This window comes from Limimaricola soesokkakensis (genome assembly GCF_900172345.1).
Lineage (GTDB): Bacteria > Pseudomonadota > Alphaproteobacteria > Rhodobacterales > Rhodobacteraceae > Limimaricola > Limimaricola soesokkakensis.
On record NZ_FWFY01000001.1, the window covers coordinates 293,079 to 319,937 of the forward strand.

The 26,859-nt window shown below is 67.4% G+C and carries 27 protein-coding genes; 14 read left to right on the forward strand and 13 right to left on the reverse strand.

The window, feature by feature from the left end; translation table 11 throughout:
• Positions 1 to 129 precede the first annotated feature (129 nt).
• The 3 genes from cpaB to LOS8367_RS01385 all read right to left on the reverse strand — a co-directional run bounded on the left by cpaB (position 130) and on the right by LOS8367_RS01385 (position 1,599).
• The gene (gene cpaB, locus LOS8367_RS01375) at positions 130 to 999 is read right to left on the reverse strand and encodes a Flp pilus assembly protein CpaB (protein WP_165761366.1); all 870 of its coding nucleotides are present in this window, start codon (positions 997 to 999) and stop codon (positions 130 to 132) included.
• A 30-nt stretch (positions 1,000 to 1,029) separates the two neighbouring features.
• Positions 1,030 to 1,227: a hypothetical protein gene (locus LOS8367_RS01380; RefSeq protein WP_085894652.1), complete on the reverse strand. Its 198-nt coding sequence runs from the start codon at positions 1,225 to 1,227 to the stop codon at positions 1,030 to 1,032.
• A 186-nt stretch (positions 1,228 to 1,413) separates the two neighbouring features.
• Complete coding sequence (locus LOS8367_RS01385) at positions 1,414 to 1,599, reverse strand: hypothetical protein (protein ID WP_085894653.1); 186 nt, start codon at positions 1,597 to 1,599, stop codon at positions 1,414 to 1,416.
• Positions 1,600 to 1,907: 308 nt separating this feature from the next.
• Here LOS8367_RS01385 and LOS8367_RS01390 point away from each other — a divergent pair, with 308 nt between their 5' ends.
• A complete protein-coding gene (locus LOS8367_RS01390) occupies positions 1,908 to 2,741 on the forward strand; it encodes a lytic transglycosylase domain-containing protein (RefSeq protein WP_085894654.1) in 834 nt (277 codons plus the stop codon).
• On the opposite strand, the gene LOS8367_RS01395 is transcribed toward LOS8367_RS01390, so the two are convergent.
• The 6 genes from LOS8367_RS01395 to tldD form a co-directional block, all read right to left on the reverse strand.
• A complete protein-coding gene (locus LOS8367_RS01395; protein WP_085894655.1) occupies positions 2,742 to 3,029 on the reverse strand; it encodes a GNAT family N-acetyltransferase in 288 nt (95 codons plus the stop codon).
• On the reverse strand, positions 3,022 to 3,648 hold the full coding sequence (locus tag LOS8367_RS01400; RefSeq protein WP_085894656.1) for a 3-oxoacid CoA-transferase subunit B: 627 nt from the start codon (positions 3,646 to 3,648) through the stop codon (positions 3,022 to 3,024). Before LOS8367_RS01400 ends, LOS8367_RS01395 begins: the two co-directional genes overlap by 8 nt.
• A 2-nt stretch (positions 3,649 to 3,650) precedes the next feature.
• The gene (locus LOS8367_RS01405; RefSeq protein WP_085894657.1) at positions 3,651 to 4,346 is read right to left on the reverse strand and encodes a CoA transferase subunit A; all 696 of its coding nucleotides are present in this window, start codon (positions 4,344 to 4,346) and stop codon (positions 3,651 to 3,653) included.
• Between the two features lie 107 nt (positions 4,347 to 4,453).
• Positions 4,454 to 7,174 (reverse strand): type I DNA topoisomerase, encoded by a 2,721-nt coding sequence (gene topA, locus LOS8367_RS01410; protein ID WP_085894658.1) that lies wholly within the window; start codon positions 7,172 to 7,174, stop codon positions 4,454 to 4,456.
• A gap of 98 nt (positions 7,175 to 7,272) precedes the next feature.
• Entirely contained in the window at positions 7,273 to 8,424 is a 1,152-nt protein-coding gene (gene dprA / locus LOS8367_RS01415) for a DNA-processing protein DprA (protein WP_085894659.1), read from the reverse strand.
• A 90-nt stretch (positions 8,425 to 8,514) separates the two neighbouring features.
• Positions 8,515 to 9,948, reverse strand: a complete 1,434-nt coding sequence (tldD, locus tag LOS8367_RS01420; RefSeq protein ID WP_085894660.1) for a metalloprotease TldD — start codon at positions 9,946 to 9,948, stop codon at positions 8,515 to 8,517.
• A gap of 189 nt (positions 9,949 to 10,137) precedes the next feature.
• On the opposite strand from tldD, the gene coxB reads away from it, so the two are divergent.
• From coxB to LOS8367_RS01470, 10 genes are all read left to right on the forward strand, one after another.
• Positions 10,138 to 10,995, forward strand: coding sequence for a cytochrome c oxidase subunit II (gene coxB, locus LOS8367_RS01425; protein WP_085894661.1), 858 nt, complete (start codon positions 10,138 to 10,140; stop codon positions 10,993 to 10,995).
• Positions 10,996 to 11,167: 172 nt separating this feature from the next.
• The gene (gene cyoE / locus LOS8367_RS01430) at positions 11,168 to 12,136 is read left to right on the forward strand and encodes a heme o synthase (RefSeq protein WP_085894662.1); all 969 of its coding nucleotides are present in this window, start codon (positions 11,168 to 11,170) and stop codon (positions 12,134 to 12,136) included.
• Positions 12,137 to 12,142: 6 nt separating this feature from the next.
• Entirely contained in the window at positions 12,143 to 12,346 is a 204-nt protein-coding gene (locus LOS8367_RS01435; RefSeq protein WP_085894663.1) for a cytochrome c oxidase system small membrane protein, read from the forward strand.
• The gene (locus LOS8367_RS01440) at positions 12,343 to 12,957 is read left to right on the forward strand and encodes a cytochrome c oxidase assembly protein (RefSeq protein WP_085894664.1); all 615 of its coding nucleotides are present in this window, start codon (positions 12,343 to 12,345) and stop codon (positions 12,955 to 12,957) included. The genes LOS8367_RS01435 and LOS8367_RS01440 overlap by 4 nt, the downstream gene beginning before the upstream one ends.
• Positions 12,958 to 12,982: 25 nt before the next feature.
• On the forward strand, positions 12,983 to 13,783 hold the full coding sequence (locus LOS8367_RS01445; protein ID WP_085894665.1) for a cytochrome c oxidase subunit 3: 801 nt from the start codon (positions 12,983 to 12,985) through the stop codon (positions 13,781 to 13,783).
• 88 nt (positions 13,784 to 13,871) lie between these two features.
• Positions 13,872 to 14,540, forward strand: coding sequence for an SURF1 family protein (locus tag LOS8367_RS01450; protein WP_085894666.1), 669 nt, complete (start codon positions 13,872 to 13,874; stop codon positions 14,538 to 14,540).
• Positions 14,541 to 14,557: 17 nt separating this feature from the next.
• The gene (thrC, locus tag LOS8367_RS01455) at positions 14,558 to 15,946 is read left to right on the forward strand and encodes a threonine synthase (protein ID WP_085894667.1); all 1,389 of its coding nucleotides are present in this window, start codon (positions 14,558 to 14,560) and stop codon (positions 15,944 to 15,946) included.
• The gene (locus LOS8367_RS01460) at positions 15,943 to 17,208 is read left to right on the forward strand and encodes a M16 family metallopeptidase (RefSeq protein ID WP_085894668.1); all 1,266 of its coding nucleotides are present in this window, start codon (positions 15,943 to 15,945) and stop codon (positions 17,206 to 17,208) included. The genes thrC and LOS8367_RS01460 overlap by 4 nt, the downstream gene beginning before the upstream one ends.
• Positions 17,208 to 17,792, forward strand: a complete 585-nt coding sequence (locus LOS8367_RS01465; protein ID WP_085894669.1) for a GNAT family N-acetyltransferase — start codon at positions 17,208 to 17,210, stop codon at positions 17,790 to 17,792. Before LOS8367_RS01460 ends, LOS8367_RS01465 begins: the two co-directional genes overlap by 1 nt.
• A gap of 13 nt (positions 17,793 to 17,805) precedes the next feature.
• On the forward strand, positions 17,806 to 19,215 hold the full coding sequence (locus tag LOS8367_RS01470; RefSeq protein WP_085894670.1) for an FAD-binding oxidoreductase: 1,410 nt from the start codon (positions 17,806 to 17,808) through the stop codon (positions 19,213 to 19,215).
• A 90-nt stretch (positions 19,216 to 19,305) separates the two neighbouring features.
• Here the strand turns inward: LOS8367_RS01470 and LOS8367_RS01475 are convergent, their stop codons facing one another.
• Positions 19,306 to 19,836, reverse strand: coding sequence for an adenine phosphoribosyltransferase (locus tag LOS8367_RS01475; RefSeq protein WP_085894671.1), 531 nt, complete (start codon positions 19,834 to 19,836; stop codon positions 19,306 to 19,308).
• Positions 19,837 to 20,035: 199 nt separating this feature from the next.
• Here LOS8367_RS01475 and LOS8367_RS01480 point away from each other — a divergent pair, with 199 nt between their 5' ends.
• A complete protein-coding gene (locus tag LOS8367_RS01480) occupies positions 20,036 to 21,628 on the forward strand; it encodes a SulP family inorganic anion transporter (RefSeq protein ID WP_085894672.1) in 1,593 nt (530 codons plus the stop codon).
• Between the two features lie 106 nt (positions 21,629 to 21,734).
• Here LOS8367_RS01480 and LOS8367_RS01485 read toward each other — a convergent pair whose 3' ends face one another.
• Entirely contained in the window at positions 21,735 to 22,340 is a 606-nt protein-coding gene (locus tag LOS8367_RS01485) for a flavin reductase family protein (protein WP_085894673.1), read from the reverse strand.
• A 137-nt stretch (positions 22,341 to 22,477) separates the two neighbouring features.
• On the opposite strand from LOS8367_RS01485, the gene LOS8367_RS01490 reads away from it, so the two are divergent.
• Both LOS8367_RS01490 and LOS8367_RS01495 read left to right on the forward strand, forming a co-directional pair.
• Positions 22,478 to 22,975, forward strand: a complete 498-nt coding sequence (locus LOS8367_RS01490; protein ID WP_085894674.1) for a GNAT family N-acetyltransferase — start codon at positions 22,478 to 22,480, stop codon at positions 22,973 to 22,975.
• Between the two features lie 31 nt (positions 22,976 to 23,006).
• Complete coding sequence (locus LOS8367_RS01495) at positions 23,007 to 23,822, forward strand: EcsC family protein (protein ID WP_242665476.1); 816 nt, start codon at positions 23,007 to 23,009, stop codon at positions 23,820 to 23,822.
• Here LOS8367_RS01495 and arsH read toward each other — a convergent pair.
• Together arsH and ptsP are read right to left on the reverse strand one after the other, a co-directional pair.
• Positions 23,819 to 24,526, reverse strand: coding sequence for an arsenical resistance protein ArsH (arsH, locus tag LOS8367_RS01500; protein WP_085894676.1), 708 nt, complete (start codon positions 24,524 to 24,526; stop codon positions 23,819 to 23,821). The genes LOS8367_RS01495 and arsH overlap by 4 nt on opposite strands.
• Before the next feature lie 60 nt (positions 24,527 to 24,586).
• A complete protein-coding gene (gene ptsP, locus LOS8367_RS01505; RefSeq protein ID WP_085894677.1) occupies positions 24,587 to 26,842 on the reverse strand; it encodes a phosphoenolpyruvate--protein phosphotransferase in 2,256 nt (751 codons plus the stop codon).
• Between the last annotated feature and the right edge of the window lie 17 nt (positions 26,843 to 26,859).

Genomic DNA, 26,859 nt, shown 5'->3' on the forward strand with positions numbered 1-26,859 from the left:
TGCGTCGGGGTCTTGGGATCGCCCCGTCCGCGCCGAGCCTGCCCGAGGGGACGGGGCATTGCAACGCGCGCCGCCCTGTTGCGCGGGGTTGTGGGCGTCCGGCCACAGGCCGAACGCCACGGAGCAGGCTCAGTTGGTGCAGGGGATCGCGATCTCGACCACCTCGGCGCCGCGCCGGGTGCGCACGGTGCAGACTTCCGGGGCGGGCGCAGGTGCTGCGATGATCTGCGGCTCTTCTTTCTCTTCCTCGACGATGCCGAGCAGGCTGCGCTGATCGACCTCGACGGCACCCGCGACGCTGTCATCGCGCAGCCCGACCAGCGACAGCGCCAGCGTGCCGGTGGATTGCGCCTGTGCCAGCTTGGCGACCTGCTGCGGCGAGGCCTGCACGGTCACGGTGCGCGCCACCATGGCTTCTGAGCGGCCTTGGTCGGCGGTCTGATCGACACCTACCAGTTCGAGGCCGGTTTCGATCAGCTTGGTGACCTCACGCGAGTTGCCACCCACCGAGACTGAGCCGGTCCAGTAGACATCGACCCGGTCGCCCGGCCGCAGGAAGCCGGAGACGCCGCTGGTCGCGTTGACGCTGATCGCGAAGGCGCGCATGCCCGCGCCGAGCCGCGTGCTGATCCCGGCATCGCCGCCCGGCGCGGTGATCTTGGCGGCGAGGATCGGCTCGTTCGGCTCCATCGGCCGAAGCACCAGGCGCGGCACATCCTCGCCCTCGGGGAACAGCGCCTCGAGATCAGGGAAGGTGCCTTCAGGCAGGAACGCCTCGGTGTACTGGATCGGCTTGAGATCCTCGCGGGTGATCACGGTGCCGTAGGGCAGGGGGTTCTTCACCCCTACCACCTCGACGGTCGGCAGGCGGTTGGCTGCGGCTGCGCGCTCGGCTGCCAAAACGGCCTCCTGCTGATCGAAATAGCCCTTCACCATGTAGACCGCATAGCTTGCAAGGCCAAGGCCCAGCGCGAAGACGATACCAAATACAGCTCTCATCTCACGTCTCCTTCCTCGATCGGCTACAAATCAGTTCCGTAATGAGCCAATGAACGTCCTCGCTGCATCCATATTTGTGCCATAGGCCTCTTCAGGTGTTCCGGCGGCCGAAACGAAGATCGCCATGATGGAAACGGTGAGGCCAATGATTGCTGCAGTCAGTACGACCCAATCGACAGTTACAGCGCCTTCGTCCTGATACCAAATAGCTTCGATGTCTCTCGTCATGCTGCAATTCCTGCTATCAATGCTATAAACTAGGATGAGCTGTTCGGATCTTCGCAGTAGATTATGGCGGCTCGATGGGCTTACAGGGCCGTGCCTGGGGCATCTCACCACTGGATGATAAGAAAGGCCGCACCTTAGTGCGGCCTCTCGTGCTTGACGGCATCCGTGTTCGGATCTGAACGGAACTTAGTACGTTTTTCCGACTTGGCCGCTCAGGTCGCTGCTGATGTCTCCGGCCAGCGTTTTGGCGCCGGTGGTCACCTGCGTCATGATCGCGACGCCGAGGCCGACGATGGCGGCAGTGAGCACGACCCAATCGACGGTGACGGCGCCGGCTTCGTCGCGGGAGAATTTCTTGAAGAAGTTGAGCATGTGAGGACCCTCCTATGGGTGATGATTTCGTTCCCTACCCGTGCGGACTGTCTGGTGTCTGTCAGGCTCTGACCCGATAACCGCAGTGGATGTACCCATATGGACGTCGGATTGGGGCGGGAGTTTGTCGGTCTTGGCGCGTTTTCACAGCACGTGAAGCTTGCGCCTATCCGCATGTGGGGCCCCTCCCTATACCAAAGGCCGTGTCGAATTTTCATCAACGGCGAAATCCCCGCGTCCGGGGGGCATCGTTGCCGGATGCGCAACGCTAGGCTGAAGCCGGAATCACGGTACCACGAGGCGGGCGGATGCGGATCGGCAGGAGATTACCCGGAATCGCCCTGGCGGTGGCGCTGGGATTCGCGCTGGCGGGCGAGGTCGCAGCCGAGCGAATCGGAACCGACTTCACCTTCCGGCGCATCGCCGTGCCGCAGCCCGGTGCTCGGCGCATCACCGTGCAGATCTCTCCCGCCGCGCCGGTCGCACCCGCCGCCCCCTCGGCACCCGCTGCTGCAGGATCTGCCTCCGGCGCCGGGAGGAAGAGCGGCGATGCGACGGCGGCCTGGTTCTGGAGCGCGGTGTCGCCACGGCTGGCCGATGGTGGGCCGGGACGGCTGGAGCCGGCGCTGGCGGCGCTGCGCGACGCACCGCCCGGCGCGGCGCCGGGGCCACGGCTGCAGCAGCTGCAGGAGATCGCCGGGCGGTATGGAGCCGACATCATGCGGGCCACGATCGGCACCCGCGTGTCGCCGGCGCTGGTGTTGGCGGTGATCTCGGTCGAAAGCGCCGGCCGGGCCGATGCGATCAGTTCCGCGGGCGCGCAGGGGCTGATGCAGCTGATGCCGGCTACGGCGGCACGATTCGGGGTGAAGGACCGCGCGATCGCGCCGGAGAACATTCGCGGCGGGATCGCCTATCTCGACTGGTTGATGGAGCATTTCGGCCGCGACCCGATCCTCGCTCTCGCAGGGTACAATGCGGGCGAAGGATCGGTGCGCGACAATGCCGGCGTGCCGCCCTACGCCGAGACCCGTGCCTATGTGCCCAAGGTGCTCGCGGCGTGGACGGTGGCGCGCGGGCTGTGCCTGACGCCGCCGGTGCTGATGAGCGACGGGTGCGTCTTCTCGGTCAACAGCCTCTGATCAGGCGAATTGCGCTGCCGCCTCGGGATGCCTGCGCGCCCAGAGTGCGACATAGGAGCAGGCGGGGACGATGCGGAAACCCTCGGCCTTCGCGTCCTCGACCATAGCCGCGACGAGGGCGGCGGCGTGGCCCTGCCCCTCCTGCTCGCGCGGCACGCCGGTATGCGTGGCAATGCGGGTAGCGCCCCGCGCCAGCCAAGTCAGCTCGGCCTCGGCGCCGCCGCCGAGGTCGAGCGCGTAGCGGCCCCTGTCGGGGCCGCCTTCGCGGCGGATCTCTCGATCAGACAATGGTCGCCTCGGTAGCGTCGCGGATATCCTGCTCGGTCACGCCGGGCGCCGTCTCCACGATCTTCAGCCCGCCCTCGACCACGTCGAGCACACCGAGATTGGTGATCACCCGGTCGACCACGCCCTTGCCGGTGAGCGGCAACGTGCATTCCTTCAGCAGCTTGCTGTCGCCATGCTTGGAGGTGTGGTCCATCACCACCACGACGCGGCCGACGCCGGCGACTAGATCCATCGCGCCGCCCATGCCCTTCACCAGCTTTCCGGGAATCATCCAGTTCGCCAGATCGCCGTTCTCGGCCACTTCCATCGCGCCGAGGATCGCCATCGCGATCTTGCCACCGCGGATCATGCCAAAGCTGGTGGCGCTGTCGAAATAGGCGGTATGCGGCAGCTCGGTGATGGTCTGCTTGCCCGCGTTGATGAGATCCGGGTCGATCTCGTCCTCGGTCGGGAAGGGGCCCATGCCGAGCATGCCGTTCTCAGATTGCAGCGTCACGTGCACCCCCTCGGGAATGTAGTTCGGCACCAGGGTCGGAATGCCGATCCCGAGGTTCACATAGGTGCCGTCCTCAAGTTCCTGCGCGGCCCGTGCCGCCATCTGCTTGCGATCCCAGCCCATGATCAAGCCTCCCTGATGGTGCGCTGTTCGATGCGCTTTTCGTGCTCGCCCTGGATCAGGCGGTGCACGTAGATGCCGGGCAGGTGGATATGGTCGGGGTCGAGCGATCCGGCGGGTACGATTTCCTCGACCTCGGCCACGCAGACGCGCCCTGCCATCGCAGCGGGCGGGTTGAAGTTGCGGGCGGTCTTACGAAAGACGAGGTTGCCGGTCTCGTCGGCCTTCCACGCCTTTACAATTGATAGGTCGGCCACGATGCCGCGCTCGAGAATGTAGGTCTCGCCGTCGAAGACCTTTTCTTCCTTGCCCTCGGCCACCTTCGTGCCGACGCCGGTTTTGGTGTAGAAGCCGGGGATGCCGGAGCCGCCGGCGCGCATCCGCTCGGCGAGCGTGCCCTGCGGCGTGAACTCCAGTTCCAGCTCGCCCGAGAGATACTGGCGCATGAATTCGGCGTTCTCGCCCACATAGGAGGAGATCATCTTCTTCACCTGTCGGGTCTGCAACAGAAGCCCCAGGCCGAAATCATCGACGCCCGCATTGTTCGACGCGAAGGTCAGATCCTTCGTGCCCGCGTCGCGGATGGCGGCGATCAGAAGCTCTGGAATGCCGCAGAGGCCAAAGCCTCCGGCGGCGATCAGCATCCCGTCGGACAGGAGCCCGTCGAGCGCGGCGGCCGCGTCCGGATAGATCTTGTTCATGCGTCTCCCCCTGTTGTCACGGGGGCGAGACTTGCGCCGGCAGCGCGCGAAGTCAATGCGGATGCCGCGCCGCAGCGGGCGGCGCGGCATTCAACCCGTTCGCGGGCCTATTCGGCCGCCTCGTCGGGGGCCTCGGCCTTCTTCGCAGGCGCTTTCTTGGCGGGGGTCTTCTTGGCCGCCGTCGATTTGGGCGTGGTCTTCTTGGTCGCAGTGGTTTTGCCGGCCGCGGTCTTCTTGGCAGCCGGCTTCTTCGCTGCCGCCTTCTTGGCCGGGGCCTTCTTCTTGCCGCCCTTGGCGGCCTTCTCATCGACCAGGGCGATCGCCTGCTCCAGCGTCACCGCCTCGGGCTCCATGTCCTTGGGCAGGGTCGCGTTGACCTTCTCCCACTTCACATAGGGGCCGTAACGCCCCGGCATCACGGAAATCGCGCCGCCAGAGGGGTGCTCGCCCAGCTCCTTGAGCGCCTTGGCAGCCGCGCCGCGGCCGCCGCGTCCTGCTGCCTTCTGCGCCAGCACCTCGACCGCGCGGTTCATGCCGATCTCGAAGACCTCGTCGACCTCCTTGAGGTTGGCATAGAGCTTGCCGTGCTTGACGAAGGGGCCGAAGCGCCCCAACCCGGCCTCGACCGGTTCGCCATCCTCCGGGTGATGACCGACGAGGCGTGGCAGCGACAGGAGCGTCAGCGCCTTGTCGAGGTCCATCGCGTCGGCCTGCCAGCCCTTGGGCAGCGAGGCACGCGGCGGCTTGGGCTGATCCTCGGTCGGCTCGCCGCGCTGGACATAGGGTCCGAAGCGTCCGGTCTTGAGCCAGATCTCGTCGCCGCCATCCTCACCCAGCACCCGGTCGGCGCCGGTGTCGGCGCCGTCACCGCCGATGGGACGGGTATAGCGGCATTCGGGATAGTTGCCGCAGCCGACGAAGCCGCCGGTGCGCGAGGTCTTCAGATGCAGCTTGCCGGTGCCGCATTGCGGGCAGATGCGCGGATCGGAGCCATCCTCGCGCGGCGGATAGAGTTGCGGCGCCAGCGCCGCGTCGAGCACGTCGAGCACCTCGGTGATGCGCAGCTCCGAGGTTTCGGCGATGGCGGCCGAGAAATCGCGCCAGAACTGGGCCAGCAGCTCCTTGTAATCCGCCTTGCCAGCCGAGACGTCGTCGAGCTGCTCCTCGAGCTCGGCGGTGAAGTCGTACTCCACGTAGCGCTTGAAGAAGTTCAGCAGGAAGATCGTGACGATCCGGCCCTTGTCCTGCGGGATCAGCCGGTTCTTGTCCTTGGTGACGTAGTCGCGGTCCTGAATCGTGCCGATGACGCTGGCGTAGGTCGAGGGACGGCCAATGCCGAGCTCTTCCATCCGCTTCACCAACGTCGCCTCGGTGTAGCGCGGCGGTGGCTGGGTGTAGTGCTGCAGCGCCAGAACGGCGTCGGGTCCGCCGAGCACGGCAGCGTCCGTGTTCTCTTCGGTCGCCCTGGCGAAGGCAGCCTTGAGCGTGCCGGAGGCGAACTTGGCAGCCTCGCCTTGATGGATCTGCGGCAGGCGGCGGTCGTCGTCGCTTTCGACGTCGTCGCGACCCTCTTCATAGACCTTGAGGAAGCCGTCGAAGAGCACGACCTGGCCGGTGGCGCGCAGCACGACCTGCTCGTCCCGGCTGGCGATGTCGACGGTGGTGCGCTCCATCCGCGCCGCTTCCATCTGGCAGGCGAGGGTGCGCTTCCAGATCAGGTCGTAGAGCTTGCGCTGGTCCGCTTCCAGCCGCGCCAGCTTCGACGCGTCGCGCGACATGTCGGTAGGCCGAATGCACTCGTGGGCTTCCTGCGCGTTCTTGGCCTTGTTCTTGTACATGCGCGGGCTCTTGGGCACGTAGGCCTCGCCGTAGCGCGACTTGATCTCGTCGCGGGCGGCCATCACCGCCTCGGGCGCCATGTCGATGCCGTCGGTCCGCATGTAGGTGATGTAGCCTGCCTCGTAGAGGCGCTGGGCGGCCGACATCGTGGCGCGCGCGCCCATGCCGAACTTGCGGCTGGCTTCCTGCTGCAGCGTCGAGGTCATGAAGGGCGCGGAGGGGTTGCGTGACGCCGGCTTCGCCTCGACCGAAGACACGGTGAGATCGCGCGAGGCCACCGCCTGCACCGCCATCTCTGCCTGGGTCCGGTCGGCGATGTCAAAGCGGTCGAGCTTCTTGCCGGCCAGAACGGTGAGGCGCGCTTCGTATTCCTGGCCACGCGGCGTGACCAGCTGCGCCTTCACGCTCCAGTATTCGCGGGGCTTGAACGCCTCGATCTCCATCTCGCGCTCGACGATGAGCCGCAGGCAGACCGACTGCACCCGACCGGCGGATTTCGCGCCGGGCAGCTTGCGCCACAGCACGGGCGACAGGTTGAAACCCACGAGGTAGTCGAGGGCGCGGCGCGCCAGATAGGCGTGCACCAAGGGCGCGTCGACCTCGCGCGGGTTCTTCATCGCCTCGGTCACGGCGGCCTTGGTGATCGCGTTGAACACGACGCGGCTGACCGGCGTGTCCTTCTTGAGCACCTTGCGCGCGGTCAGCGCCTCCTGCAGGTGCCACGAGATCGCCTCCCCCTCGCGATCGGGGTCGGTGGCGAGGATCAGGTTCGGGTCGGATTTGAGCGCGTCGGCGATCGCCTTCACGTGCTTGCGCGAATCCGCACCGACTTCCCAGCGCATGTCGAAATCATTGTCGGTATCGACCGAACCATCCTTGGGCGGCAGGTCACGGACATGCCCGTAGGAGGCGAGAACGGTATAGTCCGACCCGAGATAAGTGTTGATCGTCTTGGCCTTGGCCGGAGATTCGACGACGACGACGGGCATGGGGAATCCTCGGGACAGGGGAGGGGCGCTTTGGGCGGGCAACATGTGGCGGGGGCCGCCGCAATGTCAATGCGCCCTCTGTCCGGTAGCGTTCGGGCTTACCCCGCGCCATTCGCGGGGCCGTGCCGCGCCAGCAGACCGCCCGGCTGTCGGGCGACTTGGCCTGACAGTTCAAGATCGACAAGCGCCTGGCTGACCTGAGCGGCGGGCAGGCCGAGATCGCGCAGTAGTTGATCTTCGGCAAGCGGCGCAGCGCCGAGTCGGTTGAGAATGCGCACCGACACTGCGTCGCTCGGGCTCTCGCGCGGTTCCGGTGGGGCGTTTGAGTGCTTTGGCAACGCCGATGTCGATGGTGCGATGCGGCCGATGATGTCGAGCACGTCCCTGGCGCCCCGGACCAATATCGCACCATCGCGGATCAGCAGGTTGCAGCCGCCGGCGCGTGCATCGAAGGGGTGTCCCGGCACCGCCATCACCTCGCGTCCCGCATCGAGCCCGGCACGCGCGGTGATCAGGCTGCCAGAGCGCGCCGCCGCCTCGACCACCAGCACCGCCCGCGACAGCCCGGCGACGATGCGGTTGCGCGCCGGGAAATGTCGCCCCTGCGGCGCGAGCCCGGGCGGCTGTTCGGAAAGGATCAGCCCGTCGCGGGCGATGCGCGCCGTCAGATCCGCGTTCTCCGGCGGGTAGACGACATCGACGCCCCCGGCGGCGACGGCGATGGTGCCGCCGGTCAATGCGGCCTCATGTGCGTGCGCATCGATGCCGCGTGCCAGACCCGACACCACGATCCAACCTGCCTCCGACAACTCGGCCGCCAGCCGACGCGCCATGCGCAGCCCCAGTGACGAGGCGTTTCGGGCACCCACCAAGGCCAGCATCGGGCGGCGCAGCAGGGCCGCGCGGCCGCGTAGCCAGAGAAGCGGAGGGGCGTCGGGCAGGGTGGCGAGATCGGCAGGGTAGAGCGGATCGCCATGCGCCAGCAGATGCGCGCCTGCGGATCGGGCCGCCGCCATCTCGGCACGTGCGGCCTCGACCGAGCAAGGGGCATAATCCTCGATGCCGGCAGCGCGGGCGACGTCGGGCAGCGCATCCAGCGCGGCCCGGGCCGAACCATGCTCGGCCAGCAGGCGCCAGTAAGTGGCGATGCCCACGCGGCGAGAGCGCAACAGGCGGAGGCGGGACAGCGTGTCTTCTTCCGAGGTGGGTGGGAGTGGGGGGTGAGCGGAAGAAGTCGGTTCCTGGGACATCCGCGCCTCGCCTGTTGCCCGCTCAGATTTAAGGCGACTCGGTTAATGAGGCGTAAACCGCAGCGGGCATGGTGGGTAGGTATGCGGAGGTCAGCTTCCCGACCCGCCCACCGTCAGTCCGCCGATCGTCAGGGAGGGCTGGCCCACCCCCACCGGCACCCATTGCCCGGCCTTGCCGCAATTACCGATCCCGGGGTCAAGCGCGAGATCGTTGCCGATGGCGCGGATCTTCTGCAGCGCCGTGGCACCGTCGCCGATCAGCGTCGCGCCCTTGACCGGGGCGCCCACCTTACCGTTCTTCACCCGGTAGGCCTCGGTGCAGGAAAAGACGAACTTGCCACTCGTGATATCGACCTGTCCGCCGCCGAACCCCACGGCCCAGATCCCGTCCTTCAAATCCGCTACCATCCCGGCCGGGTCGTCGTTTCCGGCCAGCATATAGGTGTTGGTCATGCGCGGCATCGGCGTGTGGGCAAAACTCTCGCGACGGCCATTGCCGGTGGGGGCCACGCCCATCAGCCGCGCGTTCTGCCGGTCCTGCATGTAACCCACCAGCTTGCCGTCCTCGATCAGCGTGGTGCGGTTCGACGGAGTGCCCTCGTCATCGAAGGTGAGCGAGCCGCGCCGGTCGGGGATGGTGCCGTCATCGAGCACGGTGACGCCCCTGGCGGCGACCTGGCTGCCCATCAGACCGGCGAAGGCCGAAGATCCCTTGCGATTGAAGTCGCCCTCGAGCCCGTGGCCCACCGCCTCGTGCAGCAGGATCCCGGGCCAGCCCGGCCCCAGCACCACGTCCATCACACCGGCGGGTGCTGCCTCGGCGTCGAGGTTCACCAGCGCGATCCTGAGCGCCTCGCGAACCACCGGCTCCCAGTGGTCGCGCGCCATCAGCCCGTCGAGGCCGAAGCGACCGCCGCCGCCCATATGGCCGCTCTCGCGGCGTCCGTCCTTCTCGACGATGACACCGATCGAGATCCGCGCCATCGGGCGGATGTCGGTATAAAGACCGTCCTCGGGCCGCAGGATCGCCACCTCCTGGTGCGAGGCGGCGAGGCTCGCGGTGACCTGTACCACCTTTGGATCGAGCGCACGGGCAAAGGCGTCTATCTCGCGCAGCAGATCGACCTTCACCCCGAAGGCGGCGCCGGCGATCGGGTCGGCATCGGTATAGAGGTGCCTATTGGTGCGGGCGGGCGCCTCCGCGAGGCTGCCGCCGCCATCGCCCACCGCGAGCCGTGCGGTCGCCACCGCGCGCTTCAGCGCCGCCTCGTCGATACTGGTCGAATGCGCATAGCCCGAGGTCTCGCCACGCACCGCGCGCAGCCCGAAGCCCTCGGCCGCGTCGAAATTGGCGTGCTTCATACGGCCATCGTCGAAGCCCAGCACCTCGGAGCGGCGGCGCTCCAAGAACAGCTCGCCGTCATCGGCGCCGGCCACCGCCTCGCGCAGCAGCCGCAATGCCCCGGCGCGGTCGAGATGGGTGGCGAAAGGGTCGAAGGCGGGCTCGGCCTGTCGTGCGGTCATCTGGCGTCCTCGTCGGGGGTCTGGGCGGGGAATGAAGGCGACGGGCAGGTAGGGCGAGCGTCCGTTTGCCGCAACCCGACAGCTTGTTCTGCGCGACAGTTTATGGGAATAGACCCGCGGACGACAGGGGATTCCGCCGCGGCGGGGGCCTCGGGGCGCCGACTTACGCCACACACGCAAGGTAGAGACATGCACCTCACAAAGCCCCTCGCCGTGCTCGGGACCGCCGCCGCCACACTGACGGCGGGCATGGTCTCGGCACAGGAGCAGATCGCCGAACTGCCGATCATCGGCCGTCCGGTCGATGGGGCCGTGGGCTGGCAGCCCGCCGCGACCAAGCTGGCGCGCGACATCCACTGGCTCGACGGTATGCTGCTCGTCATCATCACCGCGATCACGCTCTTCGTTACCGGCCTGCTGGCCTTCGTGATCCTGCGCTACAATCGCAAGTCCAACCCCAACCCGGCGACCTTCACCCACAACTCGCCGCTCGAGATCGCCTGGACCGTGGTGCCGATCGTCATCCTGATCTTCATCGGCGCCTTCTCCCTGCCGGTGCTGTTCGACCAGCAGGAGATCCCCGAGGGCGACGTGCACATCAAGGTGACCGGCTTCCAGTGGTACTGGGGCTACGAGTATCCCGACGAGGAGGTCGCCTTCGAGAGCTTCATGATCGGCGCGGGCATGGGCAACCTCAACGAAGAGATCCTGGCCGAGCTGAACGAAGCCGGCTACGGCGCCGACGAGTTCAAGCTGGCGACCGACACCGCCGTGGTGGTCCCCGTCGGCGCGACCGTGGTGATGGACGTCACCGCCGCCGACGTGATCCACTCCTGGACCATTCCCGCCTTCGGCGTGAAGCAGGACGCGGTGCCGGGCCGGATCGCCCAACTTTGGTTCGAGGCCGAGCAGGAAGGCGTCTATTTCGGCCAGTGCTCCGAGCTCTGCGGCAAGGACCACGCCTACATGCCGATCACCGTCAAGGTGGTGAGCCCCGAGGCCTATGAGCAGTGGCTCGCGGGCGCCAAGGAAGAGTTCCCGGCCTGAGCCGGGTCGTGAACCGAGGGGCAGGGCGCGCAGGCGCCCGCCCGACGGGGCGGCGCCGCCGCCATTCGACATGACGACCGGCCGGGACCGCCCGGCCGCGCAGCCGGGGGCGAGGCACCCCGCGACCGCGCCAGCAGCCACGGCGGATGATGACCGCCGGACGGGAGCCCGCATGACCGATGCCAGCATGACCGATCTGAGCTATCCCGGGGCCCCCGAGGCCGGGCTCAAGGACTACTTCGCGCTGCTCAAGCCGCGGGTGATGTCGCTCGTGGTCTTCACTGCGCTGGTGGGCCTGCTCGTGGCCCCGGTCGCGGTGAACCCGTTCCTGGGCTTCGTGGCGATCCTGTGCATCGCGGTGGGCGGCGGCGCTTCCGGCGCGCTCAACATGTGGTGGGACGCCGACATCGACGCGATCATGCGCCGCACCAAGTCGCGTCCGATCCCCGCTGGCAAGACCACGCCCGGCGACGCGCTGGCGCTGGGCCTGGCGCTGTCGGGCTTCTCTGTGCTGGTGCTGTTCCTCGCCGCCGGCCCTCTCGCCGCGGGGCTGCTGGCCTTCACCATCTTCTTCTACGCCGTGATCTACACGATGTGGCTCAAGCGCTCGACGCCGCAGAACATCGTCATCGGCGGCGCCGCGGGCGCCTTTCCTCCGATGATCGGCTGGGCCGCCGCCACCGGCAACATCGCCATCGAAAGCGTCCTGATGTTCGCACTGACCTTCATGTGGACGCCACCGCATTTCTGGGCGCTGGCGCTGTTCGTGAAGTCGGATTACGGCGATGCGGGCGTGCCGATGCTGACCGAGACGCATGGCCGCCGCTCCACCCGCCGCCATATCCTCGCCTACACCGTGCTTCTGGTGCCGGTGGCGCTGGGCCTCGGATTTACCTCGATCGGCGGGCCGATCTACCTTGCCATCGCCGTGGTGTTGAACCTGCAGTTTCTGGGCGGTGCGTGGCAGCTGTTCCGCCGCAGCGAGGAGCAGGCCGAGGCCGATGGCTACGCCGCCGAGAAGAAGGTCTTCAAGATCTCGCTCGGCTATCTCTTCCTGCATTTCGGCGCGCTTCTGATCGAGGCGGCGCTGCGTCCCTGGGGCGGTTCCTGGCAGATCCTGTCGGGGCTGGTCGGGGCATAAGGAGACATGTCCATGCGTGTCGAACATGAACTGCATCACCGCCGGCGGGGCCGCAACTGGGGCGTCGGGCTGCTGCTTGTCGGCTTCGTCGCCCTGATCTTCGGCCTGACCGTGGTCAAGACGCTATCGCTCGGCTCGATCGTCGAGCTGGAGCGCTTCGACCACGTGGCGCGCCCGCAACTCGTGCCGCAGGAGGGGGCCGCACAATGACCGATCGCGACCGCAAGCTGCGCCGTACCGCGCTGCAGATGGTCGGCGTGGTCGTCGTGATGGGCGCCCTAGCCTGGGCGGCCGTGCCCTTCTACTCGTGGTTCTGCCGCGTCACCGGCTTCGGCGGCGCCACCTCGGTGGCCGAGGCGGGCTCGGACACGGTGCTGGACCAGACCATCACCGTGCGCTTCGACGCCTCGCTCGACCGCGGCATGCCGTGGGAGTTCAAGCCGGTCGAGCGCGAGATGGAGATCCGGATCGGCGAGACGGGCCTCGCCTTCTACGAGGCGCACAACCCGACCGACCGGGCCGTCGCGGGTCAGGCGAGCTACAACGTCGCGCCCTATTCGGCGGGCGGCTATTTCGAGAAGATCGAATGTTTCTGCTTCACCGAGCAGGTGTTGCAGCCCGGCGAGACGGTGCTGATGCCGGTCAGTTTCTTCGTGGACCCCGAGATCGTCGAGGACCGCGAGGCGAAGTATGTCCACGAGATCACGCTGAGCTACACCTTTTACGAGATCGACCTGCCTGAGGACACGGAGACGGCGGCACTGGCGCCGGGCAACGAGTCTTTGACACGCACCGCCGCTCAGGCGATAGACACGAACTGAACGAAAGGCCCGAGGGACCGAACGAATGGCGCATGAAAAGAACCACGATTACCACATCCTGGCCCCGTCCATCTGGCCGTTCCTGTCGGCCACCGGCGCCTTCGCCATGCTGTTCGGCGCGGTCGTCTGGATGCACGGCTCCGGCCCCTGGCTGTTCCTGATCGGCCTCGCGGCGGTGCTCTACACCATGTATGGCTGGTGGGCCGACGTGATCGGCGAAAGCCGCCAAGGCGACCACACCCCGGTGGTGCGGATCGGCCTGCGCTATGGCTTCATCATGTTCATCATGTCCGAAGTCATGTTCTTCGCGGCATGGTTCTGGGCCTTCTTCAAGAACGCGCTCTACCCGATGGGCCCCGAAAGCCCGATGGTCGACGGCACTTGGCCGCCCGAGGGCATCACCACCTTCGATCCCTGGCACCTGCCGCTGATCAACACGCTGATCCTGCTGTGCTCGGGCGCGGCGGCGACCTGGGCGCACCACGCGCTGGTGCATGAGAACAACCGCAAGGATATGCGCAACGGTCTGCTGATCGCCATCGGCCTCGGCGTGATCTTCACTGCGTTCCAGGCGCTGGAGTACTGGGAAGCGCCGTTCAGCTTCGGCGGCAACGTCTATGGCGGTGTGTTCTTCATGGCGACCGGCTTTCACGGCGCGCATGTGATCATCGGCACGATCTTCCTCGCGGTCTGTCTGTACCGCCTGCAGCGCGGCGATTTCACCCCCGAGAAACATGTCGGATTCGAGGCGGCAGCTTGGTACTGGCACTTCGTCGACGTGGTGTGGCTGTTCCTGTTCTTCTCGATCTACGTTTGGGGCAGCTGATACCGCAGGGCCTCGCGCCCGCCACAACAGCCCTCCCAACACGGACGCGCGGGCCCTCTCGCGCGTCCTTCTCGTTTCCGGAGACAAGATGCGACGCATTGTTCTACCGCTGCTGATGGGCGTCCTGGGCTGCGCGATCCTGATCGGCCTCGGGGTCTGGCAGGTGCAACGCCTGAGCTGGAAGACCGCGATCCTCGCCGATCTCGACGCGCGCATCCTCGCCGCCCCCGTGCCGCTCTCGGGCGTCGGCACCGCTGATCCACAGGCGCAGCGCTTCTTGCCGGTGGTGGCGGAGGGACGGCTCACCGGCGAGGAGATTCACGTGCTCAGCGCCGCCGACGGGCCGGGTTACCGGGTGATCGGAGTGCTCGAGACCGGCGGGCGCCGGGTCATGGCTGATCTGGGCTTCGTGCCGCTCGGGGCTAAGGATCTGAGCCGCGCCACGCCGCAGGCGATGATCACCGGAAACCTGCATTGGCCGCAGGAGGTGGACGATTGGACCCCGGCCCCCGACACGGCCGCCAATATCTGGTATGCCCGCGACGTCGGGCCGATGGCCGCGGCGCTCGGCACCGCGCCGCTTCTGGTGGTGGCGCGTCGCATCACGCCGGCGATCGGAACCGCGCCCATGCCGCTTGACAGCGGCGCCGTGCCGAACGACCACCTCGGTTACGCCATCACCTGGTTCTCGCTGGCCGCCGTCTGGGCCGTGATGACCGGATTCTTCCTGTGGCGCGGCCGCCGCGCCGCGTCCTGACTTCGAAGGACAGACCCATGCGCTATGTCTCGACCCGCGGCCAGGCCCCGAGCCTTTCCTTCGAGGAGGCGATGCTGACCGGCCTCGCCCGCGATGGCGGTCTCTATGTCCCCGAAACCGTGCCGATGTTCGATCGCGCGCAGATCGCGGCCATGGCGGGTCAGCCCTACGAGGAGGTGGCCTTCCGGGTGATGCGCCCCTTCATCGGCGACGCCTTCACCGATGACCAGTTCCGCCGTCTGATCGCCAAGGCCTATGCGAGTTTTGCGCATCCGGCGCGGGCACCGCTCAGCCAGCTTGGTCCGAACCATCACCTGCTGGAGCTGTTCCACGGGCCGACCTTGGCCTTCAAGGACTTCGCCATGCAGCTGATCGGTCAGCTGTTCCAGGCATCTCTGGAACGCTCCGGCGAGCGTATCACGATCGTCGGCGCCACCTCGGGCGATACCGGCTCGGCGGCGATCGAGGCGTTCCGCGGGCTCGCCAATGTCGATGTGGTGATCCTCTACCCGCATGAGCGGATCTCCGAGGTGCAGCGTCGGCAGATGACCACGCCGCGCGAAAAGAACGTCCATACCCTCGCGGTGACCGGCGATTTCGACGATTGCCAAGCCGCGCTCAAGGACATGTTCAACGATTTCGCTTTCCGCGACGAGGTGCGGCTCGCAGGCGTGAACTCGATCAACTGGGGCAGGGTGCTGGCGCAGGTGGTCTACTACTTCACGGCCGCCACCAGCCTTGGCGCGCCGCATCGCGAAATCGACTTCACGGTACCCACCGGCAATTTTGGCGACATCTATGCGGGTGACATCGCCCGGCGGATGGGCCTGACGATCGGGCGGCTGGTCATCGCCACCAACCGCAACGACATCCTGCACCGCACCATCGAGAACGGCGAGCATCGCAAGTCGGGCGTGACGCCGACCATCAGCCCCTCGATGGACATCCAGGTGTCCTCGAATTTCGAGCGGGCCTTGTGGGACGCCTATGGCCGCGACGGTGCCGCCGTGGCGCAGCTGATGGACGAGTTGAAGGCGAATGGCGGTTTCGCGGTGAGCCAGGGCGCAATCGGCCGGCTGCGCGACAGCTTTGCCTCGGGCCGCGCCAGCGAGGAGGACACCCGCGAGACGATCCGTCGCATCCACGAGCAGACCGGTGAACTGCTCTGCCCGCATTCGGCGGTGGGTGTGCACGTGGCCGAGGCACATCTCGGTACGAACCCGATGGTCACCCTCGCCACCGCGCATCCGGCCAAGTTCCCCGACGCGGTCGAGGCCGCCACCACGATCCGGCCGCCCCTTCCAACCCGGATGGCGGGGCTGTATGACCGCGCGGAGCGGGTGACGCGGGTCGAGAACGATCTCGCCGCCCTGCAATCCGTCATTCGGGAGAAGATCGCGCGGTGAGTGTCCAGCTTCACACCCTGTCCAATGGTTTCCGCATCGCCACGGAGCGGATGCCGGGGCTGCAATCGGCCTCGATCGGCATTTGGGTGCTGGCTGGCGGACGCCATGAGACGGCGGACCAGAACGGCATCGCGCATTTCCTCGAGCACATGGCTTTCAAGGGTACCAAGACGCGCTCGGCGCTCGCCATTGCCGAGGCGATCGAGGATGTTGGCGGCTACATCAACGCCTATACCTCGCGGGAGATGACCGCCTATTACGCCCGCGTGCTGGGGCAGGACGTGGGGCTCGCGCTCGACGTGATTTCGGACATCCTGCTGAACCCGGTGTTCTCGGAGGAGGAGATCGAGGTCGAGCGCGGCGTGATCCTGCAGGAGATCGGCCAGGCGCTGGACACGCCCGACGACATCATCTTCGACTGGCTTCAGGAAGAGGCCTATCCGGACCAGCCGCTGGGGCGCACCATTCTCGGCCCGGCCGAGCGCGTAGCGCAGTTCAGCCGCGCCGATCTGCAGGATTTCACCCGGTCGCATTACGGGCCGGGCCAGCTGATCCTTTCCGCTGCGGGCGACGTGGATCACGACGAGATCGTGCGCGCGGCAGAGCGTCTGTTCGGCGGGCTGGCGCCGCGTGTCACGGCACCGATCCAGCCGCCGGCGCGCTTCATGGGCGGCGAGAAGCGGGTGATCAAGCCGCTCGAGCAGGTGCATTTCGCGATGGCGCTAGAAGGTCCGCATTACCGCGACCCGGCGATCTACACCGCGCAGATCTATGCCACCGCGCTCGGCGGCGGCATGTCCTCGCGGCTGTTCCAGAAGATCCGCGAGGATCGGGGGTTGTGCTACACCATATTCGCGCAGGCCGGGGCCTACGAGGATACCGGCATGACCACGATCTATGCCGGCACCTCTGCCGAGGAGATCGGCGATCTGGCACGGATCACCATGGACGAGATGAAGCGCGCGGCGGGCGACATGAGCGAGGCCGAGGTGGCCCGCGCCCGGGCGCAGATGAAGGCCGGGATGCTGATGGGGTTGGAGAGCCCCTCGAACCGGGCCGAGCGTCTGGCGCGGATGCTCGCGATCTGGGGGCGCGTGCCGGCGGTCGAGGAGGCGGTCGAGAAGATCGACGCCGTCACCGTCGAAGCGGTGCGCGATTTCGCTGCCCATGCTGCGGGCGGAGCGGGCAGCGCGCTGGCGCTCTATGGACCGGCCGAGACCGCGCCGCGTCTGGAGGAGCTGAAGGAAAGGCTCGCCGCCTGATGCTCGGCCAGCGCCGGCGGGTCCAGATCGAGACCGAGCGGCTCGTTTTGCGCCCGCCCGTGCATGGCGACTTCCGGGCCTGGGCGGCGCTGCGTCGCGATTCTGCGAACTTCCTGACCCGCTGGGAGCCGACCTGGGCCGCCGATCACCTGACCCGTCGCGCCTTCACGAACCGGGTCTATTGGGCACAGCGCTCGATCAGCCAGAACACGGCGCTGCCGCTGTTCCTGATCCGCCGCGCCGACCAGATGCTTCTCGGCGCGATCACCCTCGACAACATCCGGCGCGGTCCGGCGCAGGCGGGTACTACGGGCTACTGGATCGGCGAGCCCTTTGCGCGCATGGGGTATATGCGCGAGGCGGTGCAGGCGGTGGTGCACCATGCCTTCACCGTCATGGATCTGAGCCGGATCGAGGCGGGCTGCCTGCCCGAGAACACGCCGTCGCGACGGCTCCTTGAAAGCTGCGGCTACAAGTATGAAGGCGTGGCGCAAAGCTACCTGCAGATCGACGGGCGCTGGCGCAATCACGTGCTCTACGCCAATCTGAGGGCCGATCGGCGCGGTCGTACCGCAACGGGCTGAGGAGGAGACCGCCATGCTGAACGCCGCCACGCCGGAGTTCCTCGACACTCTGAGGGACAGGCTTCCCGCGCCCGCCTTCCGTCAGGCCGGACCCGAACACCTCGAGGAGCCGCGCGGCCGCTACAAGGGGCAGGGCATGCTGCTCGCCCCCGGTTCGACCGAAGAGGTGGCGACGATCCTGCGCGCCTGTCACGCGGCGCGGGTGGGCGTGGTGCCGCATGGCGGCGGCACCGGGCTTGTCGGCGGGCAGGTGATGCAGGACGGGGTGGCGCCGGTCATCCTGTCGCTGGCGCGTATGGACCGGATCCGCGACGTCTATCCAGCCGAAAACGTGCTCGTGGCCGAGGCCGGCGCGATCCTTGCCGACGTCCAGAGTGCCGCGCGCGAGGCGAGACGAATGTTCCCGCTCTCGCTCGCCTCGGAGGGCTCGGCGCGGATCGGCGGTCTTCTGGCGACTAATGCGGGTGGCCTGAACGTGCTGCGTTACGGCAATGCCCGGGCACAATGCCTCGGGCTCGAGGTGGTGACGGCGCAGGGTGAGGTCTGGGCCGGGCTCACCCGGCTCTATAAGGACAACACGGGCTATGACCTGCGCGACCTGATGATCGGGGCGGAAGGCACCCTCGGGGTCATCACCGCCGCCGCGCTCAAGCTGGCGCCAGTTCCCGCCGCCTCAGGCACGGCGCTGTTCCAAGTGGCCTCGCCGCGCGCCGCGCTCGATCTCCTGGCGCTGGCGCGCGACCGGGTCGGCGACAACGTCACCGCCTTCGAACTGATGCACCGGCAGGGCCCCGAATTCCTGATCGAAGCCGGGCTCGACGCGCGGGTGCCTCTCGATCCCATGCCCGAATGGATGGTGCTGGTCGAACTGGGCCTGCCCGAAGGGCTGCGCCCCGAGGACAGCCTCGCCGCGATCTTCGAGGCGGCGGTAGCGGCCGGGTTGTCCGAGGACGGCGTCATCGCCTCGTCGGAGGCACAGGCCGCGGCGCTTTGGTCAGTGCGTGAGACGATCCCCGAGGCCAATCGCCGGATCGGCTCGATCTCCTCGCACGACATCTCGGTGCCGCTCTCCTCGGTGCCGGACTTCATCGCGCAGGGCGGCCCGGCACTGCGCGCGCTTGGCGAAGTGCGGATCAACTGCTTCGGCCATCTGGGCGATGGCAACCTGCATTACAACGTGTTCCCGCCCCAAGGCCGAGATCGCATGGATTACGAGGACATCCGGCCGCGCGTGAAGGAGATCGTCCATGATCTTGCCCATGCCTTCGGCGGCTCGGTCAGCGCCGAGCACGGCATCGGGCGGCTCAAGGTCGGTGATCTGGAGCGCTACGGCGACCCGGCAAAGCTCGCCATGATGCGGGCGATCAAGTCGGCGCTCGATCCGCATGGCATCCTCAACCCCGGCGCCGTGCTGCGGAGCTGAGGTCGGAATTGCGTATTCGGAGAAAGATGAACCGGGGAGAGGCGCTCCCTGGCTCGTTCTCCCTCAAATACGCAAACCCCCTGACAAGCTTCAGTCGCCCGCATAGGCGCAGAGCGCCTCGACCCGGTGGCCGAGCCCCTCGAGCAGCTTGCGACCGCCGAGATCCTCGAGGTCGATTATGAAGGCACAGGCCACAACTTCGGCCCCCAGACGCTCGATCAGCTTGATACCCGCCTCGGCGGTGCCGCCGGTGGCCAGCAGGTCGTCGACCAGCAGTACCTTCTGCCCGCGGTGCAGCGCGTCGTCATGCAACTCGACCTCGGCCTCGCCGTATTCGAGCTTGTAGCTCTGGCCGATGGTGCGGCCCGGCAGCTTGCCCTTCTTGCGGATCGGCACGAAGCCGGTGCCCAGCCGGTCGGCCAGCGCGCCGCCCAGGATGAAGCCGCGCGCCTCCAGCCCCGCCACCGTGTCGATCTCCAGCCCTTCGCAGGCTTCTACCAGCCCCTCGATGGCGAGGCGCAGCCCGTCGCGGTCGGCAAACAGGGTCGTCACGTCCCGGAACAGGATTCCCTTATGCGGGAAATCGGGGATGGTGCGGATGTAATCGGTCACATGGGCCATGACGGCTCCTGTCCTGGGGGGCGGGGCGGGGCCCGCATCGGGTCTCGTACCCCGAAGTGGGGGCGGCGCGTTCATAAGGCGTGCGATGCCCCTTGCGAAGCCCGATTCGGGGAAACGGCGCGTTTGCGGGTTCCGTCGGCGGGCCGGCTGGGCTATGCCGCCACCGCAGCCCGAAGACCCACCAAGCGAAAGTGAGCCGATGAGCCGATCTCCCCTGGCCGTGGTGGCCAACGCCGTTTCCTCGGAAAACGCCCCGGCCCTGCCGCGCAACGCGGCCGATTACAAGACCGAGATCCTCTCCGGCCTGACCGTGGCGCTGGCCCTCGTCCCCGAGGCTGTGGCCTTCGCCTTCGTTGCGGGGGTGAACCCGCTGGTGGGTCTCTACGCGGCCTTTCTCGTCGGAATCATCACCGCGCTGATCGGCGGGCGGCCCGGCATGATCTCGGGTGCTACGGGTGCGCTCGCCGTCGTCATGGTCAGCCTCGTGGCGGAACATGGCGTCGAATACCTCTTCGCCACCGTCGTGCTGATGGGCATCCTGCAGGTGCTCGCGGGGATCTTCCGGCTGGGCAAGTTCATGCGGCTGGTGCCGCATCCGGTGATGCTCGGTTTCGTCAACGGACTGGCCATCGTCATCGGCCTGTCGCAGCTCGAGCAGTTCCATGACCCGGCGACAGGGGGCTTCCTATCGGGCGGGCGCCTGGTGCTGATGCTGGCGCTGGTGGCGCTCACCATGTTCATCATCTGGATCATGCCGCGCCTGACCCGTGCCATTCCCGCGCCGCTTGCCGCGATCGGCATCGTCGCGGCGATTGTCATCGGCCTCGGCCTGCCGGTGCCGCGCGTCGGCGACCTCGCGCAGATTTCGGGCGGGCTGCCCGAATTCTCGATCCCGCTGGTGCCGCTGAGCCTAGAGACCTTGGGCATCATCCTGCCCTACGCGCTGATCCTCGCCGCGATCGGCCTGATCGAGAGCCTGCTGACGCTCAACCTCGTTTCCGAGATCACCGGCAAGCGCGGCGGTGCGAGCCAGGAATGCGTGGCGCAGGGCATCGCCAACGTGGTTACCGGCTTCTTCGGGGGCATGGGCGGCTGCGCCATGATCGGTCAGTCGATGATCAACGTCTCCTCTGGCGGACGCACCCGTCTCGCCGCCGCCTCGGCCGCGATCTTCCTTCTGTGCTTCATCCTCTTCGCCGCCCCGGTGATCGAGCAGATCCCGCTCGCAGCCCTCGTGGGCGTGATGTTCATGGTCGTGATCGGCACCTTCGCCTGGAACACCTTCCGGGTGATGCGCCGGGTGCCGCGCGTCGATGCCATCGTCATCGTGCTGGTGACCGTCATCACCGTGCTGACCGACCTCGCCACCGCCGTGGTGGCGGGCGTCATCGTCTCGGCGCTGGCCTATGCCTGGCAGAACGCCACACGGATCGGGGCGCGTACATTCCGCACCGATGACGGCGCCAAGGTCTACCAGATCCAGGGCCCGCTGTTCTTCGGCTCGGCTGACGGCTTTTCCGAGCTGTTCCAGATCGATAAGGACCCCGATCACGTGATCGTCGATTTCGAGCACAGTCGGGTCGCCGACCAGTCGGCACTGGCCGCGATCGAGACTATGGCCGACCGCTATACCGCCGCGGGCAAGCGACTGGTGCTGCGGCACCTGTCGCCCGACTGCCATGCGCTGCTGCGCCGCGCCGGCCAGCTCGTGGTCGAGAGCGACGACGATCCGAACTACGGCGTGGCGGTGGATTACGACATTCGGCCCGGCGTGTTGGGTGGCGGGCACTGAGGACTGAAACGCGCGCCCGGTTTCGACGGCCAGATCCGCGTATGTCAGGTGTAAGAAAACGCGAAGGGCGGCCCGGATGGGCCGCCCTTCGCGCCTGTCAGACCGGCTACTGGCCCGGACGGGTCAGGCTGAACAGCTCGGTCACGCGGGCATAGTCACGGTAGCCGAGCCGCGCGAGCGGCTGGAAGGCGGTCACGTCGAACCGGCCCTCGCGGATGCAGTCGTCGCGCATGTGCACGCCCGTGACCTCGCCGATTGCCATGAAGTTGTGCGCACCTTCCAGTTCCACGATCTGCACCAGTCGGCATTCGAGCGACGCAGGTGCGTTCGCCACCCGCGAACAGGCGATCGTCTCGCAGGTGGCGCGTTCGATGCCGGCCTTGGCGAACTCATCCTCGTCCTTGGGCCAAGGCCCCGAGGTGGCGTTCATCGCGTCGCGGGCGGCGTATTCGACGATGTTGACGCAGAACTGGCCGGTCTCGCGGATGTTGAACATCGTGTCCTTCGAAAAGGGTCGATCCTCCTTGGCCGAGGTCGAGGCGAACATCACCTGCGGCGGCACATAGGCCACGGCGTTGAAGAAGGAGTAGGGCGCGAGGTTCTCGGTCCCGTCCGGCCCGCGGGTCGAGACCCAAGCGATGGGCCGCGGCGCGACGATGGCGTTGAACGGGTTGTGCGGCAGGCCGTGGCCATCCTCGGGGCGGTAGAACATGCGTTTCCTCCTTGGTCGCGCCAAGAGGTAGCGACTGGGTCGGGGCGGGTCCAGCGGTGCGAGCGGTTTGCACCGTCCCCGCGGCGTGCTAGGGCGCGCGCGCGGCGCGCATCGCCGCCAAGGGGCGGGAGTGACGCATGGCCGAGATCGCGCAGGAGCAGCCCGGAGACCATCACGAGGTCGAGGCGCTATACGACCTGTGCTTCGCGCCCGGCCGCGAGGCGCTCTCCTCCTACCGGTTGCGCGACGGCGTGCCCCCCGAGGCGGAGCTTTGCCTCGTGGCGCGGGGCCGCGCCGGCGAGGCGGCGGGCGCGATCCGGACCTGGCCTGTGCGAGTGGGCGACCATGCCGCGCTGCTGCTGGGGCCGGTCGCGGTCCATCCCACGCGTCAGGGCGAGGGGCTGGGCGGACTGCTGATCTTCGAGGTGATCGAACGGGCGCGCATGGCCGGGCATCCGCGGATGATGCTGGTGGGCGACGCGCCTTACTATTCCCGTTTCGGCTTCTCGCGCCTCGATGGCGTTCTCATGCCGCCGCCGACCAATCCCGAGCGGGTGCTTGGCCTGGCACTTCAAGATGGCGCTTGGGACGGCATCGGCGGCGAAGTCACGCGTGCCGCCGATCCGACCGATTGAAAACCCGGTCGCGCAGACCAATTATCGGCGCATGAGCACACCCATGCGCGAGATCAATCCCGAAGTGCCGCCGCGGCCCCTCGACGACAGCGTCAAGGCCGAGATCGCGGCTCTGGCCGAGCGACAGGCGCGCGCGGGCCGCGGCCTGATGCGGATCATCAACCTCGCCGGAGATCGGGTCGAAGGTGGCATGCGGATGCTGCCGAAGCCTGCCCGGGCCCGGATCGAGGCGGCGGCGCGCGCGGCGCTCTCGCGCAGCTACGACGTCGCGGCGCGCACGCGGCGTCCGGGCAATGGCGCAGGCGCGCTCGAGGCGGCCTTCGGTACGGATGGGGCGGCGCGGGTCATGGCCACGATTTCGGGTGCGGTGGGCGGATTGGGCGGCCTTACCACCGCCTTGGCCGAACTTCCGGTGGCGACGACGATGATCTTTCGTGCCGTGCAACGCGTCGCCGAGGCGAATGGCGAAGACCCGGCCAGCGACGAGACCCGGGCCGAATGTCTTCGGGTCTTCGGCGCCGGTGGTCCGGGCGAGGAGGATGAGGGGATCGATACCGCCTTTCTCGGAGCCCGGCTCGGGCTCTCGGGCGTTGCGGTGAACCGGCTGATCTCGCGCATCGCGCCGCGCTTTGCCACGGTGCTGGGACAGAAGCTGGCGGGGCAGGCGGTGCCGATCCTCGGCGCCGCGGCGGGGGCGGGGACGAACTATGCCTTCGTCGATTACTATGTCGAGGTGGCGCATGTGCATTTCGGGCTGCGGCGGCTGGCGCGGATCCATGGCGACGAACAGGTGCTCGACGCCTTCCACGCGGCACTGGAGCGCCGCCGCATGCCGACGAAGCGCTAGATACGGCCGGTATTGACCCGCCGCGACAGCGCCTCGGCGCTTTCGACGCGCTCGGAATAGCGATCGGTGAGGTGGGGACGGCCCCGGGTCATCAGCGTGAACTTCACCAGTTCCTCCATCACATCGACGATGCGGTTGTAATAGGGCGAGGGCTTCATCCGGCCTGCCTCGTCGAACTCGTCCCAAGCCTTGGCCACCGAGGATTGGTTGGGAATCGTCACCATCCGCATCCAGCGCCCCAGCACGCGCATCTGGTTGAGCGCGTTGAAGCTTTGCGAGCCGCCGCAGACCTGTGCCAGCGCCAGCGTCTTGCCTTGGGTCGGGCGGACGCTGCCGAGCGAGAGCGGGATCCAGTCGATCTGCGCCTTGAGGATGCCGGTCATCGCGCCATGCCGCTCCGGGCTCGACCAGACCATGCCCTCGGACCATCCCACCAGCTCGCGCAGTTCCGCCACCTTGGGGTAGTCGACGGGTGCCGCGTCGGGTAGGGGCAGACCGGTGGGATCGAACAGCCGGACCTCCGCGCCCAGATGTTCCAGAAGCCGCGCCGCCTCTTCGGCCACGAAGCGCGAATAGGAACGATCGCGCAGGCTGCCATACAGGATCAGAATGCGCGGAGCATGACCCGGATCGCCGGGCGCGACATAGAGCGCGGGATCGACCGGCGCCAGGAGGTCGAGGTCGAGATTGGGCAGGTCGGGCATGACCGTCTCCTCATTTCCAATATTCAAGATATATGGAAATGATTTCTGAGGATCAAGCCGTCACATGAGCCAGCCTTGCGAGGTCAGCCATTTCGTCACGGCGGGGCGGACCGAGGCCACGCCGCTGTCGCGGGCTTCGTGGATCACGCCCCTGAGCGCCTTGAGATTGCAGTGACGGATCAGGTGCTTGACCGGGCCGACCGAGGCAGGACGCATCGACAGCATCGGAAAGCCCAAGGCCGCGAGGCACAGTGCCTCCATTGGCCGGCCCGCATCCTCGCCGCAAAACGAGATCGGCGTGCCGGCGGCGGTCGTCCGGGCGAGGATGTGATCGAGAAGCCCCAGAAAGCTCACGTCCAACGTGTCGTAGCGCCGGCGCACCCGCTCGTTTTCTCGGTCGGCTGCGAAGAAGAACTGCTTGAGATCGTTGCCGCCCACCGAGAGGAAATCGACCTCCCGGAAGAACTGGTCCGGCGCCCAGGCGAGGCTCGGGGTTTCGAGCATGGCGCCGACCTCGACGGTCTCGGGCAGCGGGTGGCCAAGGATCCGCTCGCGCTCCATTGCCTTCTCGAACTCCTCGCGCGCGGCATAGAACTCCGCGGGCAGCGCGATGAAGGGGAACATCACCGAAAGCGGGCGGCCATTGGACGCGCGGATCAGCGCCTGCAGCTGCATCCTGAGCACGCCGGGCTTGTCGAGCCCCACGCGCACCGCGCGCCAGCCCATCGCCGGGTTCGGCTCGTCATTGGGCTTCATGTAGCTCAGCACCTTGTCCGAGCCGATATCTAGGGTGCGAAAGGCGACGCGCTTGCCGTCGGCGGCGTCCATCACCCGGGCATAGAGCGCGGACAGCTCGGCCCGCTTGGGCATCTTGTTGCGGATCAGGAACTGCAACTCGGTGCGGAACAGGCCGACACCCTCGGCGCCCGATCCTTCGAGCGAGGGCAGGTCGGCCATCAACCCGGCATTCATGTGCAGCGAGATCGTGGTGCCGCACAGCGCCGTGGCCTTCATGTCGCGGATCGAGGCGTAACGCTCTAGCGCCCGAGCCTGCATCGCGATCTTGTCGCGGAAGGCGGTCTTCACCGTCTCCTCCGGGCGCAGATGCGCAACGCCCTGGTCGCCATCGACGAGGATCACATCGCCGTTAAGCGCCTCGGAGGTGATGTTCTTGGCGTGGATTATCAAAGGAATCGCCCAGGCCCGGGCTACGATCGCGGCGTGCGAGCCGACCGAGCCCTCCTCGAGCACGATGCCCCTGAGCTTCTTGCCATATTCCAAGAGTTCGCCGGGGCCGATGTTGCGGGCCACCAGAACCGGATCGTCCGGGAGTTCGGCACCGGTGTCGCGGCCCTGACCGGTCAGAATGCGCAGGAGCCGGTTCGACAGATCGTCGAGATCCGAGAGCCGCTCGCGCATGTAGTGATCGCCGGAGCGGTTCATGCGCGAGCGCGCTAGAGACTGCTCCTTCTCGACCGCGGCCTCGGCCGAAAGACCGCTCTCGATGTCCTCCTCCATCCGTCGCATCCAGCTGCGTGAATTGGCGAACATGCGGTAGGTCTCAAGCACCTGCACTTGGTCAGGATGGGCGCTGGTCGCCCCCGAGAGCAGCTCGTCGACTGTCACCCGCAGCTTGTCCACAGCGTGGCGCAGCCGCTCCAGCTCGATCGCCGGGTCGTCGGCGATCGGGTTGGTGACGACGACGCGCGGCTCGTGCAGCCAGACATGGCCCTCGGCAGCACCCTCCTGGCCGGAGGTACCCTTGAACATGACGGCCTGCTGATGCCGCGCCGAGAGCGCCGCGCCGGTATCGACGAATGCGCCCAGCTCGGTCATTTCGGCCAGCACCATGGCCACGACCTCGAGCGCGTAGACCTCGTCGGTGGTGAACTCGCGGGCATTCTTGGACTGGACCACCAGCACGCCCAATGGTTCGCCCAGCCGCTGGATCGGCACGCCGCAGAAGCTCGAATAGCGCTCCTCGCCGGTCTCAGGCATGTAGCGGAAACCGGGCTCGCCGGGGGCGTTGGCGGTGTTGACCACCTGGCGCGTGCGGGCGGTGCGGCCGACGAGGCCCTCACCCAGCCGCATCCGCGTCTGGTGCACGGATTCGGCCTTGAGACCTTCGGTCGCGCAGAGCTCGAGCGTTTCGGCATCGCGAAACAGGTAGATCGAGCAGACTTCGGTCTTCATCGACGAGGCGATCAACCCGACGATGCGGTCAAGCCGCGCCTGACCGGCACCGCCCTCGGCCATGACCGCCGAAAGGCGGCCCAGAAGCTTGCGGCTTTCGGATTCTACAAGTCGATCGACCATCGCCGCCCTCTCGCCAC

What these genes read in the sequence shown, in the direction of transcription:
- cpaB (WP_165761366.1), bottom strand. Translation starts at nt 999, where the DNA reads ATGAGAGCTGTATTTGGTATCGTCTTCGCGCTGGGCCTTGGCCTTGCA.
- LOS8367_RS01380 (WP_085894652.1), bottom strand. Translation starts at nt 1,227, where the DNA reads ATGACGAGAGACATCGAAGCTATTTGGTATCAGGACGAAGGCGCTGTA.
- LOS8367_RS01385 (WP_085894653.1), bottom strand. Translation starts at nt 1,599, where the DNA reads ATGCTCAACTTCTTCAAGAAATTCTCCCGCGACGAAGCCGGCGCCGTC.
- LOS8367_RS01390 (WP_085894654.1), top strand. Translation starts at nt 1,908, where the DNA reads ATGCGGATCGGCAGGAGATTACCCGGAATCGCCCTGGCGGTGGCGCTG.
- LOS8367_RS01400 (WP_085894656.1), bottom strand. Translation starts at nt 3,648, where the DNA reads ATGGGCTGGGATCGCAAGCAGATGGCGGCACGGGCCGCGCAGGAACTT.
- LOS8367_RS01405 (WP_085894657.1), bottom strand. Translation starts at nt 4,346, where the DNA reads ATGAACAAGATCTATCCGGACGCGGCCGCCGCGCTCGACGGGCTCCTG.
- topA (WP_085894658.1), bottom strand. Translation starts at nt 7,174, where the DNA reads ATGCCCGTCGTCGTCGTCGAATCTCCGGCCAAGGCCAAGACGATCAAC.
- dprA (WP_085894659.1), bottom strand. Translation starts at nt 8,424, where the DNA reads ATGTCCCAGGAACCGACTTCTTCCGCTCACCCCCCACTCCCACCCACC.
- tldD (WP_085894660.1), bottom strand. Translation starts at nt 9,948, where the DNA reads ATGACCGCACGACAGGCCGAGCCCGCCTTCGACCCTTTCGCCACCCAT.
- coxB (WP_085894661.1), top strand. Translation starts at nt 10,138, where the DNA reads ATGCACCTCACAAAGCCCCTCGCCGTGCTCGGGACCGCCGCCGCCACA.
- cyoE (WP_085894662.1), top strand. Translation starts at nt 11,168, where the DNA reads ATGACCGATGCCAGCATGACCGATCTGAGCTATCCCGGGGCCCCCGAG.
- LOS8367_RS01435 (WP_085894663.1), top strand. Translation starts at nt 12,143, where the DNA reads ATGTCCATGCGTGTCGAACATGAACTGCATCACCGCCGGCGGGGCCGC.
- LOS8367_RS01440 (WP_085894664.1), top strand. Translation starts at nt 12,343, where the DNA reads ATGACCGATCGCGACCGCAAGCTGCGCCGTACCGCGCTGCAGATGGTC.
- LOS8367_RS01445 (WP_085894665.1), top strand. Translation starts at nt 12,983, where the DNA reads ATGGCGCATGAAAAGAACCACGATTACCACATCCTGGCCCCGTCCATC.
- LOS8367_RS01450 (WP_085894666.1), top strand. Translation starts at nt 13,872, where the DNA reads ATGCGACGCATTGTTCTACCGCTGCTGATGGGCGTCCTGGGCTGCGCG.
- thrC (WP_085894667.1), top strand. Translation starts at nt 14,558, where the DNA reads ATGCGCTATGTCTCGACCCGCGGCCAGGCCCCGAGCCTTTCCTTCGAG.
- LOS8367_RS01465 (WP_085894669.1), top strand. Translation starts at nt 17,208, where the DNA reads ATGCTCGGCCAGCGCCGGCGGGTCCAGATCGAGACCGAGCGGCTCGTT.
- LOS8367_RS01470 (WP_085894670.1), top strand. Translation starts at nt 17,806, where the DNA reads ATGCTGAACGCCGCCACGCCGGAGTTCCTCGACACTCTGAGGGACAGG.
- LOS8367_RS01475 (WP_085894671.1), bottom strand. Translation starts at nt 19,836, where the DNA reads ATGGCCCATGTGACCGATTACATCCGCACCATCCCCGATTTCCCGCAT.
- LOS8367_RS01480 (WP_085894672.1), top strand. Translation starts at nt 20,036, where the DNA reads ATGAGCCGATCTCCCCTGGCCGTGGTGGCCAACGCCGTTTCCTCGGAA.
- LOS8367_RS01485 (WP_085894673.1), bottom strand. Translation starts at nt 22,340, where the DNA reads ATGTTCTACCGCCCCGAGGATGGCCACGGCCTGCCGCACAACCCGTTC.
- LOS8367_RS01490 (WP_085894674.1), top strand. Translation starts at nt 22,478, where the DNA reads ATGGCCGAGATCGCGCAGGAGCAGCCCGGAGACCATCACGAGGTCGAG.
- LOS8367_RS01495 (WP_242665476.1), top strand. Translation starts at nt 23,007, where the DNA reads ATGAGCACACCCATGCGCGAGATCAATCCCGAAGTGCCGCCGCGGCCC.
- arsH (WP_085894676.1), bottom strand. Translation starts at nt 24,526, where the DNA reads ATGCCCGACCTGCCCAATCTCGACCTCGACCTCCTGGCGCCGGTCGAT.
- ptsP (WP_085894677.1), bottom strand. Translation starts at nt 26,842, where the DNA reads ATGGTCGATCGACTTGTAGAATCCGAAAGCCGCAAGCTTCTGGGCCGC.